This window comes from Streptomyces sp. NRRL WC-3618 (assembly GCF_001280005.1).
Lineage (GTDB): Bacteria > Actinomycetota > Actinomycetes > Streptomycetales > Streptomycetaceae > Streptomyces.
Genome location: NZ_LGDW01000001.1, coordinates 100,530 through 121,358 on the forward strand (window position 1 = coordinate 100,530; position 20,829 = coordinate 121,358).

16 protein-coding genes are annotated in these 20,829 nt (G+C 70.8%); 3 read left to right on the forward strand and 13 right to left on the reverse strand.

Annotation, left to right across the window (positions count from 1 at the left end; translation table 11 throughout):
- The 3 genes from ADL01_RS00500 to ADL01_RS00510 form a co-directional block, all read right to left on the reverse strand.
- Positions 1-3,027: a glycoside hydrolase family 3 N-terminal domain-containing protein gene (locus ADL01_RS00500; protein ID WP_053739819.1), complete on the reverse strand. Its 3,027-nt coding sequence runs from the start codon at positions 3,025-3,027 to the stop codon at positions 1-3.
- A gap of 198 nt (positions 3,028-3,225) precedes the next feature.
- Positions 3,226-4,830: a citramalate synthase gene (cimA, locus tag ADL01_RS00505; protein ID WP_053739906.1), complete on the reverse strand. Its 1,605-nt coding sequence runs from the start codon at positions 4,828-4,830 to the stop codon at positions 3,226-3,228.
- A 310-nt stretch (positions 4,831-5,140) separates the two neighbouring features.
- Complete coding sequence (locus ADL01_RS00510; RefSeq protein WP_053739820.1) at positions 5,141-6,373, reverse strand: hypothetical protein; 1,233 nt, start codon at positions 6,371-6,373, stop codon at positions 5,141-5,143.
- Positions 6,374-6,555: 182 nt separating this feature from the next.
- Between ADL01_RS00510 and ADL01_RS00515 the strand changes: the two genes are divergently transcribed.
- Positions 6,556-7,170: a dihydrofolate reductase family protein gene (locus tag ADL01_RS00515; protein WP_053739821.1), complete on the forward strand. Its 615-nt coding sequence runs from the start codon at positions 6,556-6,558 to the stop codon at positions 7,168-7,170.
- A 6-nt stretch (positions 7,171-7,176) separates the two neighbouring features.
- Here ADL01_RS00515 and ADL01_RS00520 read toward each other — a convergent pair whose 3' ends face one another.
- From ADL01_RS00520 to ADL01_RS00545, 6 genes are all read right to left on the reverse strand, one after another.
- Positions 7,177-8,757 (reverse strand): carboxylesterase/lipase family protein, encoded by a 1,581-nt coding sequence (locus ADL01_RS00520; RefSeq protein ID WP_053739822.1) that lies wholly within the window; start codon positions 8,755-8,757, stop codon positions 7,177-7,179.
- 16 nt (positions 8,758-8,773) lie between these two features.
- Positions 8,774-9,412: a GOLPH3/VPS74 family protein gene (locus ADL01_RS00525; RefSeq protein WP_053739823.1), complete on the reverse strand. Its 639-nt coding sequence runs from the start codon at positions 9,410-9,412 to the stop codon at positions 8,774-8,776.
- Positions 9,413-9,528: 116 nt separating this feature from the next.
- Entirely contained in the window at positions 9,529-10,188 is a 660-nt protein-coding gene (locus ADL01_RS00530; protein WP_053739824.1) for a response regulator, read from the reverse strand.
- Positions 10,185-11,366 carry a sensor histidine kinase gene (locus tag ADL01_RS00535; protein WP_199834715.1) on the reverse strand — a complete coding sequence of 394 codons (1,182 nt, stop codon included), beginning with the start codon at positions 11,364-11,366 and terminating at the stop codon, positions 10,185-10,187. The genes ADL01_RS00530 and ADL01_RS00535 overlap by 4 nt, the downstream gene beginning before the upstream one ends.
- Positions 11,367-11,451: 85 nt before the next feature.
- On the reverse strand, positions 11,452-12,540 hold the full coding sequence (locus tag ADL01_RS00540; RefSeq protein WP_053739825.1) for a branched-chain amino acid aminotransferase: 1,089 nt from the start codon (positions 12,538-12,540) through the stop codon (positions 11,452-11,454).
- 269 nt (positions 12,541-12,809) lie between these two features.
- Positions 12,810-13,850 carry a 3-isopropylmalate dehydrogenase gene (locus tag ADL01_RS00545; protein ID WP_053739826.1) on the reverse strand — a complete coding sequence of 347 codons (1,041 nt, stop codon included), beginning with the start codon at positions 13,848-13,850 and terminating at the stop codon, positions 12,810-12,812.
- 142 nt (positions 13,851-13,992) lie between these two features.
- On the opposite strand from ADL01_RS00545, the gene ADL01_RS00550 reads away from it, so the two are divergent.
- The gene (locus ADL01_RS00550; protein ID WP_053739827.1) at positions 13,993-15,561 is read left to right on the forward strand and encodes a purple acid phosphatase family protein; all 1,569 of its coding nucleotides are present in this window, start codon (positions 13,993-13,995) and stop codon (positions 15,559-15,561) included.
- 13 nt (positions 15,562-15,574) lie between these two features.
- On the opposite strand, the gene ADL01_RS47130 is transcribed toward ADL01_RS00550, so the two are convergent.
- The 3 genes from ADL01_RS47130 to ADL01_RS00560 all read right to left on the reverse strand — a co-directional run bounded on the left by ADL01_RS47130 (position 15,575) and on the right by ADL01_RS00560 (position 18,852).
- Positions 15,575-15,706, reverse strand: a complete 132-nt coding sequence (locus tag ADL01_RS47130; RefSeq protein WP_006374903.1) for a hypothetical protein — start codon at positions 15,704-15,706, stop codon at positions 15,575-15,577.
- Between the two features lie 448 nt (positions 15,707-16,154).
- The gene (gene pruA, locus ADL01_RS00555; protein WP_053739828.1) at positions 16,155-17,786 is read right to left on the reverse strand and encodes an L-glutamate gamma-semialdehyde dehydrogenase; all 1,632 of its coding nucleotides are present in this window, start codon (positions 17,784-17,786) and stop codon (positions 16,155-16,157) included.
- 139 nt (positions 17,787-17,925) lie between these two features.
- Positions 17,926-18,852: a proline dehydrogenase family protein gene (locus ADL01_RS00560; RefSeq protein ID WP_053739829.1), complete on the reverse strand. Its 927-nt coding sequence runs from the start codon at positions 18,850-18,852 to the stop codon at positions 17,926-17,928.
- A gap of 152 nt (positions 18,853-19,004) precedes the next feature.
- On the opposite strand from ADL01_RS00560, the gene ADL01_RS00565 reads away from it, so the two are divergent.
- Entirely contained in the window at positions 19,005-20,213 is a 1,209-nt protein-coding gene (locus ADL01_RS00565) for a PucR family transcriptional regulator (RefSeq protein WP_053739830.1), read from the forward strand.
- On the opposite strand, the gene ADL01_RS00570 is transcribed toward ADL01_RS00565, so the two are convergent.
- Entirely contained in the window at positions 20,191-20,772 is a 582-nt protein-coding gene (locus tag ADL01_RS00570; RefSeq protein ID WP_053739831.1) for a TetR/AcrR family transcriptional regulator, read from the reverse strand. The genes ADL01_RS00565 and ADL01_RS00570 overlap by 23 nt on opposite strands.
- Between the last annotated feature and the right edge of the window lie 57 nt (positions 20,773-20,829).

Below are 20,829 nucleotides of genomic sequence, written 5' to 3' on the forward strand. Positions count from 1 at the left end.
TCAGGCTGCCCGGTACGCGGCCCTCAGTTTCTCCACGGCCGCGCCGTACCGCCCGGTCAGCAGCAGATGGTCGGCGTCGGCGAAGGGCTTGGCGGTGGCCGGCGTGATCCGTCCGCCGATCCGCTCCTGGACCAGCAGCCTCGCCCTGGTGACGAGCGCGCGTCCCGCCTTCTCGTCGTGGGCCTTCTGTGCCTCGCCGGCCTCGGCCGACAGTGCCCTCAGGGTCTTGTCCCCGCCCTCCGTGATCTTGGTCCTGGTCGTGAGTCCCCAGCCGTACGGGAACTGCGGATCGTACGTCGTGTCGCCCACGTTGATCGGCAGCTGGGCCTCGGACTTCGGCCAGGTGAGCGGGAGTTGGCCGGTGAACGCGCGCTTGCCGTAGAGCACGTCGGCGACGCCGTCGCCCTCGGTGCCCGGCAGCCAGGAGGCGACCAGGGCGTCGATGTCACCGAGCCGGTCGCCGATGAGCTGGGGGCGCCCGGCGACCACCAGCACCGCGCACCTCATCGCCGCGCACACCCGGTCGACCGCTGTCTTGTCGGCGTCGCTCAGCTCCAGGTCGTTGCCGTTGCCGACGTCTCCGCGGCCCTCGGCGTACGGGGTCTCGCCGACGACCACCACACCCACGTCGTAACCGGTGGTCGGAGCGGAGGCGTCCTTGGAGTAGGTGACGCTGCCGCCCGCGTTCCGCATGCCCGCCAGGATCGTCGTGCCCTTGGTGATGTTCCCGGAGGAGCCCTGCCAGGTGACGGTCCAGCCGCCGGACTGGTTGCCGATGTCGTCGGCGTTGGATCCTGCGACGTACACCTTCTGGGATGTGGCGAGAGGCAGCAGGCCGTTCCCGTTCTTCAGCAGGACCTGCGACTTCGCCGCCAACTGCCTTGCCACCGCCCGGTGTTCGGCCGAGCCGATGTCCGCCGCGCCGCTCGTGTCCGCGTACGGCTTCTCGAAGAGGCCGAGCTTGAACTTCTGGGTGAGGATGCGGGAGACGGCGTCGTCGATCCGCTTGGCGCTGATCCGGCCCGCGTTCACCTCGGCCATGAGGGTGGTGTGGAAGTCCTGGTAGGCGTTCGGGACCATGATCATGTCGAGGCCCGCGTTGACGGACGTACGGACGTCGGAGGCGTAGTCGCCGGGGATCTGGTCGATGGCCTGCCAGTCGCTGACCACGAAGCCGTCGAAGCCCATACGGCCCTTCAGCACGCCGTTGATCATGTCGGCGCGGGCGTGCATCTTCACCGGTCCCTGGCCGTCGCCCGCGATGTCGAGGGAGGAGTAGGACGGCATGACCGAACCCACACCCCGGTCGACGGCGTCCTGGTAGGGGGCCAGGTGGACGGCTTCCAACTGCTTCCGGGTGACCTGGGTGACGCCCTGGTCGATGGTGTACGAGCCGGTGGTGGAGGAGCCGTACGTGGTGCCGCCGTCGCCGACGAAGTGCTTGGCGGTGGCCAGGACCTTGTCGTTCCTCTTCAACTCCGTGCCGTCCGCGCGCCCTTGGAGGCCCTGGATCACCGTCTCCATCTGCTCGACGAGCGCCGGGTCCTCACCGAACGACTCGTACGTGCGCCCCCAGCGTTCGTCACGGGACACGCAGAGACAGGGCGCGAAGTCCCAGGGGACGCCGGTGGCCCGGACCTCGGCCGCCGTCACCTTTCCTGCCCCGTAGGCGAGTTGGGGGTCGCGGGCGGCCCCGATGCCGATGTTGTGCGGCATGATCGTGGCGCCGACGAGGTTGTTGTGGCCGTGCACCGCGTCCACCCCGTAGATCAGCGGGATCTGGAACCGCGTTGCCCGCGCCTGGAGTTGGAAGCCGTCGATCATCTTCGCCCAGGCCGCCGGGGTGTTGGGCGTGGGTGTCGAACCGCCGCCGGAGAGCAGCGAGCCCAGGTCGTAGGAGGCGATGTCACCGGGGGTCGCCACGACCGCGCCGCGCTCGGCCTGGGTCATCTGGCCGGCCTTCTCCGCCAGGGACATCCGGGACAGGAGGTCGGCGACGCGCCGCTGCACCGGCAACTTGCCGTTCAGATACGGGAGTCCGTGGGCGTCGATGACGATCTGCGGGGTCTGTGCCGGGGCCTTGGCGCCGGTGACCGTGAGCTTGAGGGGGATCGTCTCCGCCGGTTCCGCCGACTTGTCCTTGCGGGTGGGGACCTGGATCGTGCGGGAGGCGCCGGAGGCGGTGCCCGCCGGGAAGGTGAACTCGCCGTGGACGGGCTTGTAGTCGGCGCCGCCCGACGCCGTACCGCCGGTCGTCGTCTCGTAGGTGACCGTCACTGGGTCGGCGAGCGGGGCGGAGCCGGTCGTACCGAGCGTGACGGCGACCTTCGCCGTGCCGCCCTCCCGCACCGGGTACACGACGGAATCGGTGGTGACGGACGCGCGCAGCGATTGATCGGCCTTGCCGTACAACTCAACGCCGTCCATGGCGAATTGACCGCTGATCCCGACGGGGAGGGTGAGGCCGTAGCCCCACATCGCGGTGAGGCCGAGGATCTGGTCGATACCGCCGACGGGCTGGTAGTCCGTGCGGTACACGAAGCTGGTGAAGGGGAGCTCGATCTGCTTCCAGCCAGTGAAGTCGTCGGTGAAGGAGGTCGTCCAGAGTTCGGAGGCCTCGCCGTTGGCGCCGCCGTCCTTCAGCTCGAAGTTGACCTTCTTGCCGTTGCCGTGGCCCTCCCACCAGAAGCGGATGCCCTTGCTCGCCGACCAGTCGTGGGCGGGCTCGGCGAAGGCGAAGTCGTGGGTGAAGCCGCCGTATCCGCTGATGTCGTAGGTGCCGGTGAGCACTTTGGCGCCCTCGGGGGCGTCCGCCCGTTCGGTGAGGGCCAGTCGGGGCGGATCGTCGGCGTCGCCGCCCCAGGTGAAGATGCCTCCGGCGGGCGGGGAGGCGAAGGGGACCTCGCCCTCGAAGCGGTCCAGCGGGACGGGGGCGGGGTCGTCGGCCCCGGCCGCCGTGCCCGCGGCGGCCAGGGGCAGCAGCCCGGTCAACAAAGTGGCGCAGACGAGCAGGGCGGTTCGGCGCATGGACCTTCCCTCGGCTCTCGCAGTACTGGAGTCCTTGAGTCCCTGAGACTCCGGGGTTCTTGAGCCCCAGAGTTCTCGAGTCCACTTGAACACCTCTCGTGAACTCACGGCTTGGAACACGCCGCGAGTCAACAAGTGCCCCTGTGAGCCGTCAAGGTGCCGAACGCGCCTCCCGCCACTTGGCCCGAATACGGCCCCCTACTTCGCGGGCTCGACGCCCGCCCGCAGCAGTCCGTACGTGTAGGCGTCCGCCAGCGCCTCCCACGACGCGGCGATCACGTTGTCGGCGACGCCGACCGTCGACCACTCGCCCTTGCCGTCCGAGGTGGAGATGAGGACACGGGTCGTGGACTGCGTACCGTGCTTGCCCTCGAGGATGCGGACCTTGTAGTCGACCAGTTCCAGCTTCGCGAGCTGGGGGTAGATCTTCTCCAGGGCCACCTTCAGGGCGCGGTCGAGGGCGTTGACCGGGCCGTTGCCCTCCGCCGTCGCGACGATGCGCTCGCCCTTGGCGAAGAGCTTGACCGTGGCCTCGTTGGCGTGACTGCCGTCGGGGCGGTCCTCGACGATCGCGCGCCAGGACTCGACCTCGAAGTACGTACGGGCCCTGCCCTCGGCCTCCGCGCGCAGCAGCAGCTCGAAGGACGCGTCGGCCGCCTCGAACGTGTAGCCCTTCAGCTCTCGCTCCTTCACCCGCGCGACGACCCGGCCGACCAGTTCGCGGTCGTCGCCCAGGTCGACGCCGAGCTCCTTGCCCTTGAGCTCGATCGACGCACGGCCCGCCATGTCGGAGACCAGCATCCGCATGGTGTTGCCGACCTGCTCGGGGTCGATGTGCTGGTACAGGTCGGGGTCGACCTTGATGGCCGAGGCGTGCAGGCCCGCCTTGTGCGCGAAGGCCGAGACTCCCACGTACGGCTGATGCGTGGACGGCGTCAGGTTGACGACCTCGGCGATCGCGTGGGAGATACGGGTCATCTCGCGCAGCGCGCCCTCGGGCAGGACCTTCTTGCCGTACTTCAGCTCCAGTGCCGCCACGACGGGGAACAGGTTGGCGTTGCCGACGCGCTCGCCGTAGCCGTTCGCCGTGCACTGGACGTGGGTCGCGCCCGCGTCGACGGCGGCGAGGGTGTTGGCGACCGCGCAGCCCGTGTCGTCCTGGGCGTGGATGCCGAGGCGGGCACCGGTGTCGGCGAGGACCGTGGCGACGACCGCCTGGACCTGGGCCGGGAGCATGCCGCCGTTGGTGTCGCAGAGGATGACGACATCGGCGCCGGCCTCGGACGCGGCGCGGACGACGGCCTTGGCGTACTCGGGGTTCGCCCGGTAGCCGTCGAAGAAGTGCTCGCAGTCCACGAAGACACGGCGGCCCTCGGAGCGCAGGTGGGCGACGGTGTCGCGGACCATCTCCAGGTTCTCGTCGAGAGTCGTGCGCAGCGCCAGCTCGACGTGCCGGTCGTGGGACTTGGCGACCAGGGTGATGACGGGCGCGCCGGAGTCCAGGAGGGCCTTGACCTGCGGGTCCTCGCTCGCCTTGGCGCCGGCCCGGCGGGTGGCGCCGAAGGCCACGAGCTGGGCGTGCCGGAAGTCGATCTCCTGCTGGGCGCGGGCGAAGAACTCGGTGTCGCGTGGGTTGGCGCCCGGCCAGCCGCCCTCGATGAAGCCGACGCCGAAGTCGTCCAGGTGCCGTGCGATGGCCAGCTTGTCGGCGACGGTGAGGTTGATGCCCTCGCGCTGGGCGCCGTCGCGCAGGGTCGTGTCGAAGACGTGGAACGAGTCGTCGAGCTCGCTGGTTTCCGTCATGATCTCAAGGCTCCTGAGGATGTCGATCTCGGTCTGTACCGGAATGACCGGTTCCACCGTCCCCCTATGATCCCTCGCGCTCCTTCTCCGGCTGAAGGTGGGCCAGAAAAGCGAAAAACCCCTCGCGGGTGCGAGAGGTCTGCGCGCGGGTCGAAGACGACGATGGCCGCCCGTACCTGGTCGTACGAGGCGGTCACTGCGGACCGGCGCGCCTGCTGCCAATAATCGTGGCGAACGAGAGCACGGGGGCAGTCTGGCACAGACCGCTCCCGCGCTCACCCTCCGTCTCAGGATGCGAGCACTGGGCTGATCATCCGAGGTGCCGTACGAACGCGTCGGTGCCGTCGTTGGTGTCGCCGGCCGGGACGAGTGTCGGGTCGGACGACTGGAAGACGATGCGGCGGGCACCGTCGGCGATCCGGCCCGGCAGGACCTCGGCGGTCGCGGCGCCGCCGTGGGTGTCGGGGGTGACCAGCGTGGTGGTGCCCTTCTTCAGGTCCCGCAGGTAGACGGGGTACTCCTTGCCGTACTGGCTGCCGGGTTCCGTCACCTCCGACATGAACGTGAGATAGCGGCCGTCCGCGCTGACCGCGGCGTCCCGCGTGTAGACCTCGCCGGGGCCGCCCTGGGTGCCGTGGACGCGCCGGTTCTTGCCGGTGCGGACGTCGTGCACGAACACGTTCCAGCTGGCGTCGAGGTCATCGGCGACCAGATGGATGTCCCGGGACTCGAAGACGACCGTACGGCCGTTGCCGCTGATGGACGGGTTCAGGGACTCCTTCTCGGTCGGTGTGCCGTCGTGGGAGCGGTCGATCTGGGTGTACTTGCGGGTGGTGCGGTCGTACATCCAGACGTCGCCCCAGTCGTCGCCGCGCGGGCCGTTCATGTAGTTGTACTGGTAGACGACGCGGCGCCCGTCGTCGCTGACCGTCGGCTGGAAGGCGTTGCGCGGCTCCCAGGTCGGCTTGGGGTGGCTGATCCGCTGGGTGGTGCCGGCGACTCGGTCGCGCAGGAAAACGACGCTGCTGTTGTTCTGGGCGGTTTCCTGGAGCGTGTAGACGGCGTAACGGCCGTTGGGGCTGACGGAGACCTCGGAGGGCTGACCGGAGAAGCCGTCGGGGATCTCGATGCCGAAGCCCACCCGCCTCGCCGACCCGACCTTCTGGATCCACACGTCGGTGTCCTCGGCGGGCGCCACGTACTGGGCGTAGACGTAGCGGCCGTCGTTCAGAACCGCCACCAGGCCGCCGAACCCGGCGAAGCGGAGCTTGCCGGTGTGCCGATCGCGGACGTACATGCCGGCGTGCGACACCCGGGGGTCCAGGTCGTCGGCCGCCGAAGCGATGGCGATATGGCGGCCGTTGCGGCTGATGACAGAGGTGGACGTGGCGCCGTTGCCCGCCTTGCCCGCGGGAGAGACGCTGATCGGCTCGGTGTACGGCGCCCTGGGTGCGGCGCCCGCGACGGGTGCGGTGAGCGCCGCCGAGGCGACGACGGCGACCGCCAGAGCGGCGCGACGATGCGTGGCTCGGTACGTGGACATGATTGTTCCCCCCGTGATGGTTGTTCCCCCGTGATGGTCGTTCTCAGGGCACTGTCCGCAGGAAGACGTCCGTTACCCCGTTGGTGTCCCCTTTCACCTGATCGGGTGATGCCGACTCGAACGCGACTTCTGACATCCCCGGTGAGCGATGAGTTCGGGCGGTGGACCGGGTCTGCCCTGACATGACTCGCATCATCGCCGACATCTCGGTCTCCCTCGACGGCTTCGTCACCGGCCCCGACCCCGGCCCGGCCAACGGTCTGGGCACCGGCGGCGCGGCCCTGCACACCTGGGCGTTCTCCGACGACCCCGAGGACCGCCGGGTCCTGCGCGACGGAACCGCCCGCTCGGGTGCCGTCGTGCTCGGCCGCCGGCTCTTCGACGTGGTCGACGGGCCGGACGGCTGGGACGACACGACCGGCTACGGCGCCGGAGAGGTCGGCAAGCCCGCGTTCGTCGTCGTGACGAGCTCGACGCCGCGCTCCGTGCGGCTCGCCGGCCTCGACTGGACGTTCGTCACCACCGGTCTGGCCGACGCCGTCGCCGCCGCGCGCGAGCTGGCCGAGGCGGCGTCGTCGGCCGGCGGCAAGGACCTCGATGTGGTCCTCATGGGCGGCGGCGCCACCGTCGGCTCGGCACTCGACGCCGGGCTGGTCGACGTACTGAGCCTGCACCTCGCGCCCGTCGTCCTCGGAGCGGGGACGCCACTTTTCACCGGCCGGGCGCCACGCACGCTGGTGCAGCGGAGCGTGACGCCGACATCGACCGCGACGCACCTGACCTACGACGTCCGGTGACGATCCTCAGCGGGCGTCCCAGAACGCGCAGTGGTGGCCGAACTGCCCTGCGGGGGCCGGGACGACGTGGTCCGGTGCCAGGGTCAGTACCGCGTGCCGGGGCCAGTGCGGTGACGACGGGCCGTTCGGGTCGGCGGTGCGGGCGAAGCGGGTCCAGTAGTCGATCATGGTGTTGGCCAGCCGGTGCTGTGCGGCGGTCAGGTCGCGGGGGCGGCCTCCCAGGTCGAAGAGGTAGGACAGCTCGGTCGCGTGCGATGCGCCGAGCGGGAAGGGCGGTGTCCCCGGGGTGAGCGGCGGGGCGTCCTTGTCGGCGAACTCGTAGCGCCAGACCGGTACATGGGCGGAGAGCAGGCTGTCGGCGCGCGCCGTCGGGCAGGCGAAGTCGGCGTCGCCGATGACCGCGCCGAACACCGGGCCCCCGTCGGTGGAGTGCACCGGGTACTCGCGCACGATCGCCTGCGCCTCCCCCGGCGCGGGGAAGAAGGCGGACACGATGTCGGGCCAGGTGTCGGGGGTCACGGGATGGCCTGCCTGGACGATCCCGGCGGCCCAGCCGTTGCCCTCGTCGTGGTTGTTGCCGATGAGGACGGGGACGTGGTGGAAGCGGCCGGCGGCGATCGCCCGCGCGGGGTCGCTGGGCAGCAACGGGGTGGAGGAGGAGGGGTGTTGGTCGACGTCCTGGGCGTCGAACAGCTGGGAGACGGGCACGCGCCGCAGACAGGACAGGACGTCGCGGGCGGTTCCGCAGCCGACCTTCGCCGCGAGGTCCGCGCCCATGGCACGCGCCGTGGACAAGGGGACGGAGGACGGCGCGAACGGCAGGTCCAAGCGGCCTGTGCACGGGCCGCTCTCAATGATCGCCCGGTCGAAGAGCCCCGCCGCCGAGGGTGAGGTGAGCTGGGCGCAGACGCTGTAGCCGCCCGCCGACTCACCGGCAAGCGTCACGTTGCGCGGGTCTCCACCGAAGGCGCCGATCCCGGCGCGGACCCAGCGCAGCGCCGCCTGCTGGTCGGCGAGGCCGAAGGTGCCGGAGCCGGGCAGTCCGCTGTGCGCGAGGAAACCGAGGGCCCCGAGGCGGTAGTTGACGGTGACCACCACGACGTCGCCCCGGGTGGCGATGCGGTGGGCGTCGTACGAGCTGCCCGCTCCGGTGGTGAAGCCCCCGCCGTGCAGCCACACGATCACCGGCCGGGGGTGTGCCGGTTCCGCGTCGTCCGGCGTCGTGATGTTCAGGTGGAGACAGTCCTCGTCGGTGCTGCCGCCGGGCACCTCGCCGGCCGGCTGCGGGCAGGCGCTCGCGGGCCGGGTCGCGTCCCGTACCCCGGACCAGGGCGTCGGGCGGTGGGGCGGCGCCCAGCGCAGGCCGCCGACCGGGGGCGCCGCGTAGGGGATGCCCTCGAAGGTGCGGTAGCCGTGGCGGGCGGCGCCGCGCACGAGGCCGTCGTGGGTGCGTACCGTCGTGGCGGCGGCAGAAGGGGCGGCGGCAGGCGTGGCGGGCTCTGTCGGTGGCGGCGCGGACCAGGCCGTCGCGAGTACGGCGGTCAGGGCGCAGCCCAGGGTGGTCAGGACACGGTGCATGGTCGTCATCTCCCCGTCGGGTCGGTCAGCCGCCGCCCATGCCGCCCTGTGCGGCGATCATGGTCGTCGGCAGAGCGCGTACAGCTTTCTCCAGGCCGGGCGCGAGGTCGGCGAGACGTCCTGTGCAGGCGTCGATGCGTGCCCGGAAGGTCTTCTGGTCCTGGCGGGACACGACCGGGCGGACAGCGCCCGCGGCGGCCAGCGCCAGCAGTACGGCGTCGGCTGCGGGGATCTCCCGTACCGGGCCGTCCCCGTGCAGCGCCGTGGATACGCGCGCGCGGAGCGCGGCGGGCACGGCTCGGTCCGTCACGGTCAGTCGCCGGGTGCCGAAGCGGGTGCGGGGCGCCCGCACGGTGAGGAGCCCCGCCTCGGCGAGCCGATCCTCCACCTCCGTCAGCGTCCGCTCGCGGTGGCGGCGGATGAGGTGCTTCCAACCGTGCCCGTCGGCGGCATCGCGCAGGACGCCGTCCAGGACGGGGTTCCCGACCGGCTCCGTACCGGACACGGTGACCGTGCCGCCCGCCTCCCGCAGCCGGCCGCGTGAGGCGAGGTCGGCCAGGGCCGCGGCACGGACCAGCAGCTCCGTACGGGAACGGTCGTAGGGGCCTTCGGCCGTGTCGTCGAGGGCGAGCAGATACATGAGGCTGGGCAGGTCGTCGGTCACACCTCGACGCTATGGCCGACGGCCCCGGCCACGGATCGGCCGAGAGAACGGGCCGCCGCTGGGAACGCGGGTGGATGGCGCCCCCGGCCTCCTCCTTGAGGAGGAGACCGTGCCCGTCAGGGCCGGCGCGCCCGCACGAGGCCGTGGTCGTAGGCGGCGACGACGGCCTGGACGCGGTCCCGCAGGCCCAGTTTGCGGAGCACGGCGGTGACATGGTTCTTGACGGTGGCCTCCGACAGACCCAGCCGCCCGGCGATCTCCGCGTTCGACAGCGCCTGCCCGATCAGGGTGAGCACCTCCCTCTCCCGGCCGGAGAGGGCCTCCAGGGAGGGCGGGGGCGTCGGGTCGGGTGTGGTGCGCAGGAACCGGTCGAGTACGCGGCTCAGCACGGTCGGCGCCAGCAGCGCGTCGCCGCGCGCGGTGAGGCGGATCGCGTCGACGAGTTCGGCGGGCCGGATGTCCTTCAGCAGGAAGCCGCTCGCCCCGGCCCGCAGGGCGTCGACCACATGCGCGTCCACGTCCCAGGTGGTCAGCACGAGCACCCGGGCCCCGCTGCCCGACTCCGCGATCCGCCGGGTCGCCTCGATGCCGTCGACGACGGGCATGCGTACGTCCATCAGCACCACGTCGGGCGCCAGTTCCCGCGTCAGCCGCACCGCCTCCTGGCCGTCGGACGCCTCACCGACCACCTCGAGGTCGTCCCGGGCCTCGATGATCATGCGGAATCCCGTACGGACCAGGACCTGGTCGTCGGCCACCACCACGCGCAGTGTCACTCCGTGCCCTCCACCGGCAGCCGCGCCGCCACCTCGAACCCGCCTCCGGCGCGCGAACCGGCACGCACGCTGCCGCCCACGAGCCGTGCGCGCTCCTTCATCCCCACCAGTCCGCGCCCCTCCCCCACCATGGCCGAACGGCCCTGCGGCGCACGCCCGTTGTCCACCACCGTGACCTTCACACACTCCCCTTCGGCGGTCACGCGCACACTCACCTCGTCCGCGCCGGCCGCGTGGCGCAGCGTGTTGGTGAGGGCTTCCTGGACGATCCGGTACGCCGCCAGATCCACCGCGGCCGGCAGCCCGTCGACGGCGCCCTCACACCGCACGTGCACGGTCATCCCGGTCGCGCGCACCGTGTCGGCCAGCTCGTCCAGACGTGCGAGCGAGGGCCCCGGCTGCCGCTGCTCCCCGGCCCCGGCCCCGGCCCCGTCTTGATCCTCGTCGGGCCGGAACGCCCGCAGCAGCAGGCGCAGTTCGCCCAGGGCCGAGCGGGCGCCCGTCTCGATGGCCCGCAGTGCCTGACGGGCCTGGTCGGGCCGTTCGGTGAACACGTCGTCGGCGGCGCCCGCCTGAACGACCATCACCGACAGGGTGTGCGCCACGATGTCGTGCACCTCGCGCGCGATCCGCGCTCGCTCCTCGACCACGGCCTGGCGCGTCTCCGCCCTGATCCGTTCCCGCTGCGCCCTGCGCCACTGCCCCGTGGTCCACGCCAGGACCACAGTCAGCAGAAAGATCGCCAGGCCTGCGGGACCGCCCGCCCCGAACGCCAGCGGGGCGGGCAGGCACATCGCCGCGAGCGCCCGTACCGACACCCGGCGCGGCCTGGTGGCCGACAGCACGCACAGCGTGACCTGCGCGGCGAGCAGCGCCCCCGTGAGGGTCACCGCGGGCAGCAGCGCCCAGACCGCGAGGCCGGTCACCGCGTTCGCGGCCAGGACGGCGGCCGGGGCGCGCGCCTGCCACCGCAGGGCGCAGACCTGGGCGAGGACGAGGGCCAGGGCCACGGGCAGTCGCCACCCGTGCTCCGCGCCGACGACGAGCACCGAGGTCCCGAGGACGGCGAGCACCGCACCGGCCGACCCCCACCACAGCGCCCGCGCCGCCCGCACCGACAGCTCACCGCGGGCTTCCCCCGCGAACGCGGCACCGGGCTGTCCACTGCTGCGATCCACGCCCCGAGCCTAGGGCCTGTCGCATGACACCCGCCCGGCAGATCGGTCGGCCGGGCGGGTACGTAGACAGGCAGGTAGGCAGGTCCTAGCCCAGCTGGTGCATCCAGCCGTGCTTGTCCTGTGCCGTGCCGCGCTGGATGTCGAGGAGTGCCTCGCGCAGCCGCAGGGTGACCTCGCCCGGCTCGCCGCCGCTCTGCTGCCATTCGCCGCTGGTGCGCTTGACCGTGCCGACGGGGGTGATGACGGCCGCCGTGCCGCAGGCGAAGACCTCGGTCAGGGTGCCGTTCTCGGCGTCGCGCTGCCAGTCGTCGACGGTGATGCGGCCCTCCTCGGCGGTGTAGCCGAGGTCGCGGGCGACGGTGAGGAGGGAGTCGCGGGTGACGCCCTCCAGGATGGAGCCGGTGAGGGAGGGGGTGACGATCCGGTCCCCGTACACGAAGTACAGGTTCATCCCGCCGAGTTCCTCGATCCACTTGTGCTCGACGGCGTCGAGGTAGCAGACCTGGGCGCAGCCGTGCTGGGCGGCCTCGGCCTGGGCGAGGAGGGAGGCCGCGTAGTTGCCGCCGGTCTTGGCGTCGCCCATGCCGCCGGGGACGGCGCGGACACGGTCCTCGGAGAGCCAGATGGAGACGGGCTTGACGCCACCGGGGAAGTAGGCGCCGGCGGGGGACGCGATCACCAGGAACAGGTACTCGTTGGCCGGCTTGACGCCGAGGCCGACCTCCGTGGCGATCATGAAGGGGCGCAGGTAGAGGGACTCCTCACCGCCGTGCGCGGGCACCCAGTCGCTGTCCTGCCGGACGAGCGCGTCGATGGCCTCGATGAACGTCTCGACGGGCAGCTCGGGCATCGCGAGACGGCGCGCGGAGTGCTGGAAGCGCAGGGCGTTGCGCTCCGGGCGGAAGGTGGCGACGGAGCCGTCGGGCCGGCGGTAGGCCTTGAGTCCCTCGAAGATCTCCTGCGCGTAGTGCAGGGTCATGTTGGCCGGGTCGATCGAGAGCGGGCCGTACGGGACGAGCTGCCCGTCGTGCCAGCCGCGGCCCTCGGTCCACCGGATCGTCACCATGTGGTCGGTGAAGTGGCGGCCGAAGCCGGGGCTGGCCAGGATCGCCTCGCGCTCCGCGCCGGAAAGTGGCGAGGCCGAGGGCTTGAGCTCGATCGTGGGCGTCGTCATGAGTGGTTGTCCTTCACCGGTCTTGTGTGTGACGGGCCGCGCTCCACGCCCGTGACCGTCGGTCGGTCGGTACGAGGACGTCCGAGCATTCCCAGGTCCACGGCTCCGCGTTCGATTATCTCGCGAGCGGGGCCATGGACGAAAAGGGCGTGAATGCGACCCAGGGGATGATGGTGACACCCGGCGGGGACATAAGAGAAGCCGCCGGGTGCGGATGCGACCCGGCGGCTTCGAAACTCTTCGAGACTCTTCGAATGAGGCGCCGCGGGTCAGCCGGCTACTCGTACGGCGAGGGCGTCGCCGATCTCGTCGGTCGTACGGGTCTTGGTGCCGCGCTCCGCGAGGTCGGCGGTGACGGCGTCCTCGATGCGGACGGCCTCCGCCTCGTAGCCGAGGTGGCGCAGGAGGAGGGCGACGGACAGCACGGTGGCGCTGGGGTCGGCCTTGCCCTGGCCGGCGATGTCCGGGGCCGAGCCGTGGACGGGCTCGAACATCGAGGGGTACTCGCCGGACGGGTTGATGTTCCCGCTCGCGGCGACGCCGATGCCGCCGGAGACGGCCGCGGCGAGGTCGGTGATGATGTCGCCGAACAGGTTGTCGGTGACGATCACGTCGAAGCGCTCGGGCTGGGTGACGAGGTAGATCGTCGCCGCGTCGACGTGCATGTACTCGGTGGTGACGTCGGGGAACTCCTCGCCCACCTTGTTGAAGATGTCCGTCCACAGGTGACCGGCGTGCACGAGCACGTTGTTCTTGTGGACGAGCGCCAGCTTCTTGCGGGGGCGGCCCTGGGCGCGGGCATAGGCGTCGCGGACGACCCGCTCGATGCCGAAGGCGGTGTTCAGCGACACCTCGGTGGCGACCGCGTGCGGCGTGCCCTGGCGGATGGTGCCGCCGTTGCCGGTGTACGGGCCCTCGGTGCCCTCGCGGACGACCACGAAGTCGATCGCGGGCTGTCCGGCCAGCGGGGTCGCGACCCCGGGGAGGAGCCTCGACGGACGCAGGTTGACGTGGTGGTCGAAGGCGAAGCGGAGCTTCAGCAGGAAGCCGCGCTCGAGGACACCGGAGGGGACGCTCGGGTCACCGATCGCGCCGAGCAGGATGGCGTCGTGCTTCTTGAGGGCGTCCAGGTCGGCGTCGGTGAGGGTCTCACCGGTGGCCTGGTAGCGCCGGGCCCCGAAGTCGAACTCCTTGGTCTCCAGCTTCACATCCTGCGGAAGGACGGCGGAGAGCACCTTCAGCCCCTGGGCCACGACCTCCTGGCCGATGCCGTCACCGGGGATCACTGCGAGATTGATGCTGCGAGACATACCGGAACCGTACTCCTGGTCCCATGGGATGACACTCGCTGTCCGCGATACGGACAGCCCGCGAAACGCCTCAGGCCGCTCTTCGCCCGGTGTTCACCTGGACTTCTGGCGGACGTCGGGGATTCCTGGGAGGTTCCCACCCATGGACAGCGCTCCGGACACCCCCGACGTCGGCATCCCACCCCGGCTGGCCCGGCGGATGAGCATGGCGGAGCAGTACGAGTATCTGCACACGCGGCTCGTCCGGCGCCGCACGCTGGTGACGGCGGGCGCGCTGGCCGGCGGCGGCCTGCTCACGGGCTGTTCGTCGAGCACGGGGACGGCGAATCCCGCGACCGGCAAGGTCCCGGGTTCCGCCGTCACGCCTTTCGGCCGCCACCTCGCCTTCGGCGCCGACCCGAAGACGCAGATGCGGATCTCCTGGCAGGTCCCGTTCGCGGTGCGGAAGCCGTACGTACGCGTCGGACCGACCCCCGGGAACCTGAGCCGACGCATCGACGCCGAGCTGCGCCCGCTGCACACGCCGGGCCTGACGGGCATCCGCCTCGACCTGGACCAGTACTACGTGCACGCGGCTCTCGACGGACTGCGCCCCGGGACGACGTACTACTACGGCGTGGGCCACGAGGGCTCCGACCCGGCGACCCACGCGCACCAGCCCACCCTCGCCACGTTCCGCACGGCCCCCGCGACCGCCCCCGCGAGCTTCGTGTTCACGGCATTCGGCGACCAGGGAGTGACCCCCGACGCGCTCGCCAACGACCGGGTGCTCCTGAGCCAGAACCCCGCCTTCCACCTCCACGCGGGTGACATCTGCTACGCGGACGTCACGGGCCATGGCGAGAAGTCGGACGGCTTCGACCCGACCGCCTGGGACCTGTTCCTGAAGCAGACCGAGACGGTCGCGAAGTCGGTGCCGTGGATGGTGACGACCGGCAACCACGACATGGAGGCCTGGTACTCGCCCAACGGGTACGGCGGCCAGTCGGCCCGCTGGTCCCTCCCGGACAACGGCTTCGACGCCCGCAGCACCCCGGGCGCCTACTCGTTCACGTACGGCAACGTCGGGGTCGTGGCGCTGGACGCGAACGACGTGTCGTACGAGATTCCCGCGAATCTGGGCCACTCGGACGGCCGCCAGACGGCGTGGCTGGACCGGCGGCTCACCGAACTGCGCGCGTCGGACGCGGTCGACTTCGTCGTGGTCTTCTTCCACCACTGCACGTACTCCACGTCCAACCACGCCTCCGACGGCGGCGTACGGGACGCCTGGCTGCCGCTCTTCGACAAGCACCAGGTGGATCTGGTGATCAACGGCCACAACCATGTGTACGAGCGGACGGACGCCCTCAGGGGCGGCCGGGTGGGCCGGCGGGTACCGGTCGGCGGGTCGACGGACCCGACGCGGGACGGCACCGTGTACGTCACGGCGGGCGGCGCGGGCCAGAGCCTGTACGCCTTCCCCTACGGGGTGAAGGACAGCTTCGAGGGGAAGATCGCCGACCGGGAATCGGTGGAGAGCTACTACTGGACGAAGTCGCAGGAGCGGCACGAGGACACCGTGGAGTGGTCCCGGGTGCGCTACACCGGCTACTCGTTCCTCTCGGTGGAGGCGACGGCGGGCGTACCCGGCACGGCTCCCCGGCTCACGGTGTCGGCACTGGCGCAGAGCGGGGAGCGCATCGACCACTTCGAGGTGCGGCGCGCCTAGGCGCTAGGTGTCCTCAGTGACCTGTCTGGCCGCCGTTGTCCCGGCGGTCGAGGGCGCGCTGGAGGGCTGCGGCGGCGTTCTTGCGGTCGGACTCGCTCGTCGGGGAGACGTGGCGGACTCGGCGGCGGACGGTCGTCTCGGCCATGGGAAATCGACTCCTTCAGGGAATCCTGGAGTACGGCAGGGGGAATGCGAGACGCCGGTTGGGGCGGGGAGCCGCGGTACCGCAGGGGTTGCCTGCATGGGGCACCGGCTCACGACCGCCATTCGCTTGGTCCAGCGAGACGTTCGGCTCCTACCAAGCTAGGCGAGGACCAGGCATCTGTCTCCACAATTACTCGGACTTCCTACTATCTGAGACGGTGGATTAGCCCACACCACCCTGAGCTGACCTTTTACGAACCGCCACCACCAGGGGTGAGCAGCCGGAATCAGATGATCACCGCCGCCACCACCGCCCGGACCCTGCTCACCACTGAGGGCAAGGCAGCCTTCGACGGACTGCCCGGAGTACACGCGTCGATCCACTGAAACGAAGACACCCGCGGGCCGGGAAGCCGACAACTCCCGACCCGCGCCCACATGACGGAACGTCAGCCCATGTGCGGGTACGTGTAGTCGGTCGGGGCGACCAGCGTCTCCTTGATGGCGCGAGTCAGGGTCCAGCGCATCAGGTTCTGCGGGGCGCCCGCCTTGTCGTTGGTGCCGGACGCGCGCCCCCCGCCGAACGGCTGCTGCCCGACGACCGCGCCGGTCGACTTGTCGTTGATGTAGAAGTTGCCGGCCGCGTAGCGCAGCTTCTCCATCGTGTACGCGGCTGCCGCGCGGTCACCGGAGATGACCGAGCCGGTCAGCGCGTAGTCGGACACGCACTCCATCTGGGTCAGCATGGCGTCGTACTTCTCGTCCTCGTAGACGTACACGGCGAGGAACGGGCCGAAGTACTCGGTGGTGAAGACCGGGTTCGCCGGGTCCGTGCACTCCACGACCGTCGGGCGGACGAAATAGCCGACCGAGTCGTCGTAGGAGCCGCCCGCCACGATCGTGCACGTCGGGTCGGACTTCGCCCGGTCGATGGCGGCCTTGTTCTTGGCGAAGGCACGCTCGTCGATGACCGCGCCGACGAAGTTGCCGAGGTCGGTGACGTCACCCATGGTCAGGTTGTCGACCTCGGCGGCGAACTCCTCACGGAAGCCGTCGTTCCAGATGGAGGCCGGGATGTAGGCGCGGGAGGTCGCGCTGCACTTCTGCCCCTGGTACTCGAAGGCACCGCGCGTGAGGGCCGTCTTCAGGACCGCCCGGTCGGCGCTCGGGTGAGCGACGACGAAGTCCTTGCCGCCGGTCTCGCCGACGAGCCGCGGATACGAGCGGTACTTCTCGATGTTCGCGCCGACCGTCTTCCACAGGTACTGGAAGGTCTTCGTCGATCCGGTGAAGTGGATGCCGGCCAGATCGTGGTGCTCCAGGGCCACCTTGGAGACCTCGATGCCGTCACCGGTGACGAGGTTGATGACGCCCTTGGGCAGCCCGGCCTCCTCCAGCAACCGCATGAGGAGAACGGCGGCGTGGGTCTGCGTGGGCGACGGCTTCCACACCACCACGTTGCCCATGAGGGCGGGCGCGGTGGGCAGGTTGCCCGCGATCGCCGTGAAGTTGAAGGGGGTGATCGCGTAGACGAAGCCTTCGAGGGGGCGGTGGTCGAGACGGTTCCAGACGCCCGGCGAGTTGGCGGGGGGCTGCTCGGCGAGCAGGTCACGCGCGTACTTGACGTTGAAGCGCCAGAAGTCGACCAGTTCGCAGGGGCAGTCGATCTCCGCCTGCTGGGCGGTCTTCGACTGGCCGAGCATGGTGGAGGCGGCGAGCGTCTCACGCCAGGGGCCGGCCAGCAGCTCGGCGGCGCGCAGGATGATCGCGGCACGGTCGTCGAACGACATCGCGCGCCAGGCGGGCGCGGCGGCGAGGGCCGCGTCGATCGCGTCCTTGGCGTCCTGCTGGGTGGCGTTGGCGTAGGTGCCGAGGCGGGCCTTGTGGTGGTGCGGCTGTACGACGTCGAAGCGCTCGCCGCCGCCCATGCGCCGCTCGCCGCCGATGGTCATCGGCAGGTCGACGGGGTTCTGGGCGAGCTCCTTGAGCTTGACCTCCAGGCGGGCCCGCTCGGGCGACCCGGGGGCGTAGCCGTGCACCGGCTCGTTGACGGGGGTGGGGACCTGGGTGACGGCGTCCATGCTTGCGTAACTCCTTGAGGGGCGAGTGAGTGGGTGTTGTCGGGGGCCAAATCCCTTGATCTCAGCCCTTGATCTCAGCTATTGGTCTCAGCTATTGGTCTCAGCTATTGGTCTCAGCTCGCGGCCTTGGCGCATGGCCTTAGCTCTTGGTGAGGATCGAGCGCCCGAAGAACAGCAGGTTGGCGGGCTTCTCGGCCAGTCGCCGCATGAAGTACCCGTACCAGTCCGTCCCGTAGGCGGTATAGACACGCATCCGGTGTCCCTCGGCGGCCAGCCGCAGATGCTCGTCGCTCCTGATGCCGTACAGCATCTGGAACTCGTACTCGTCGGGCTTGCGCCTGGCGCGCCGGGCGAGTTCCTGGGCGATGGAGATGAGGCGCGGGTCGTGGGACCCGATCATCGGGTACCCCGTGCCGTCCATCAGGATCCGCAGGATGCGGACGTACGCCTTGTCGGTCTCGGACTTCTGCTGGTAGGCGACCTCGGCGGGCTCGTTGTACGCGCCCTTCACCAGTCGTACGCGGCTGCCGCTGTCGGCGAGGCGGCGGGCGTCGGCCTCGGTGCGGTACAGGTAGGCCTGGATGACGCAGCCGGTCTGCGGGAAGTCCTTCCGCAGCTCCTCGTGGATGGCGAACATCGAGTCGAGGGTGGTGTGGTCCTCGGCGTCGAGCGTGACCGTCGTACCGATCGCGGCCGCCGCCTCGACGACGGGCCGGACGTTGGCGAGGGCCAGCTCATGGCCGCCGGGGAGCGCCTGGCCGAACAGGGACAGCTTGACGGACATCTCGGCGCGCGTGCCCAGGTCGAGTTCCCCGAGCCGCTCGACCAGCTCGAGGTAGGCGTCCCGGGCGGCGGCGGCCTGTTCGGGGGTGGTGATGTCCTCGCCGACCACGTCCAGGGTGACTTCCAGGCCCCGGTCGGTGAGGTCCTGGACGATCGGCACGACGTCGTCGACCGTCTCGCCGGGGATGAAGCGGTCGACGACCGGCCTTGTCACCGGGGCGGCCGAGATCAGCCGACGCATCCGGTCGCTGCGCGAGGCGGCGAGAATCACGGGACCCAGCACGGGGCACCTCCACAAAAGGCCGGTAAACGGAGAACCACCGTGAAACCTAAGGATCCCTCCGATCGTCGGCCATCGACAGCTGTCACGCATCCGTGCCCCAGATCTCATACAGATGTCTGAAGGCGGCGCGGACATGCGCGAGAATTGCCCGCATGAGCCAGGCGAGCGGCGACCACCACGGCGACTACCAGGAACTGGTGGACGACATCTCGGAGCTGCTCGGCGCGCCCGCGACACTGGAGAACCGCGACTTCGAGCTGCTCGCCTTCGGCGCGTACGACGAGGGCGAGCTCGACCCGTCGGCGCTCGACCCCGTCCGCGCCCGCTCGATCCTGACCCGCCGCTCGACATCGGCGGTACGCGCGTGGTTCGAGGGCTTCGGCATCACCCGCGCGAACGGCCCGGTCCGCATCCCGCCCACACCGGAGGCGGGGGTGTACCGGGGACGGATCTGTCTGCCCGTACGCCATCGGAGTGTCGTGCTCGGCTACGTCTGGCTGCTGGACGACGACCCGGGGCCCTCGGCGGAGCAGTTGGCGGGCGCCATGGAGGTGACGGACCGGATCGGCGCGCTGCTCGCGGACGACGCGCAGGCGGGCGCCGACCTGACCCGCGAGTTCCGGACGGTGCTGACCGCCGAGCGCGGCTGGCAGCGGGACATGGCGGTGGCGGCGCTGCGTACGGCCCTGGGTGCGCGCGGCGAGGGCCCGCACGCGGTGGTGTGCGTGGCGCCCTGGCCGTCGGCGGATCCGGACGACGCCCCCTCGGCCCGTACGGTGCCGCACGCGACGGCCGTGTGCACGGTGCCGTGGGGCACGGCGGCCCAGAGTCTGGCGCTGCTGATCAGGCTGCGCGCGACGGACGTACCCGCCCCGGCGCTGTCGGCGGCGTCCCGGCTGCTTAAGGAGACGGAGTGCGCGGTCGCGGCCGGCGTCGGCGCACCGCGCACCGGCCTCGCCGGTCTGGGCGCCGCCTGGCAGGAGGCGTCGGCGTCGGCCCGCGCGGCCCTGGCTCAGCCGCACCTCGGCCCGGTCGCGGAGTGGGGCGCCATCGGCCCGTACCGCCTCCTCACGGCGCTCCCCCCGGACACGGCCCAGGACCCCGCCGTACGCGCCCTGCTCTCTCCCGCCCACCAGGAACTGGCCCGCACGGCGGAGGTCTACCTCGACCGCGCGGGCCAGGCGGGCCGTACGGCGGCGGAGCTGGGCATCCACCGGCAGACGCTGTACTACCGCCTGTCCCGGGTGGAGCAGCTGACGGGCCTGGATCTGGCCGACGGGGAGGACCGCCTGCTGCTGCACATGGCGCTCAAGGGTGCGCGGCTCCAGGCGTCGCGCTCTACAGCGCCGCCGCCCCGATGACGCGGCGGAACCCTTCGGTGAGCTGCTGTGCGCTCGGTGCGGTCGTCGGGTCGAAGACGTGCTGGCAGATGAGCCCGGTCATCAGGGTGTTGTAGAACTGCCCGACGGTGTCGACGTCGTCCTCCGACACGTCCTCCTCCTTCCCTCCGAGGAACAGCGGGATGAGACCGCGCCCCGCCTCACGCTGGGCCTGTGCCAAGTGGTCGCGGACTGCGGGCAGTTGGTCCCCCATGGCGACGATCTCCATGCTCAGGCGCCATAGCGATCCCGGCTGCCGCATGGTGGCGATGATGTTCGACCAGACCTCCTGGAACCGGTCGACCGAGCCGGCGTCGGTGTCGCCGGCCGTCCCCATGGCGGGGGTGAAGTCGTCGGAGAGCCCCTCCACCAGGGAGACGTACGCCTCCGCGAGGAGCTTGTCCTTCGAGCCGTAGTGGTAGCCGATCGACGCCAGGTTGGTCCCCGACTCCTTGACGATGTCGCGCGCCGTCGTGCGCACGAAGCCCTTCTCCAGCAGGCAGCGCTTGGCGCCTTCGAGCAGATCCTCACGATGTCCCATGCGTCCACCCTACCCGCGATCCATACGATCGTCCTAGACAAACGAATTATACGAGCG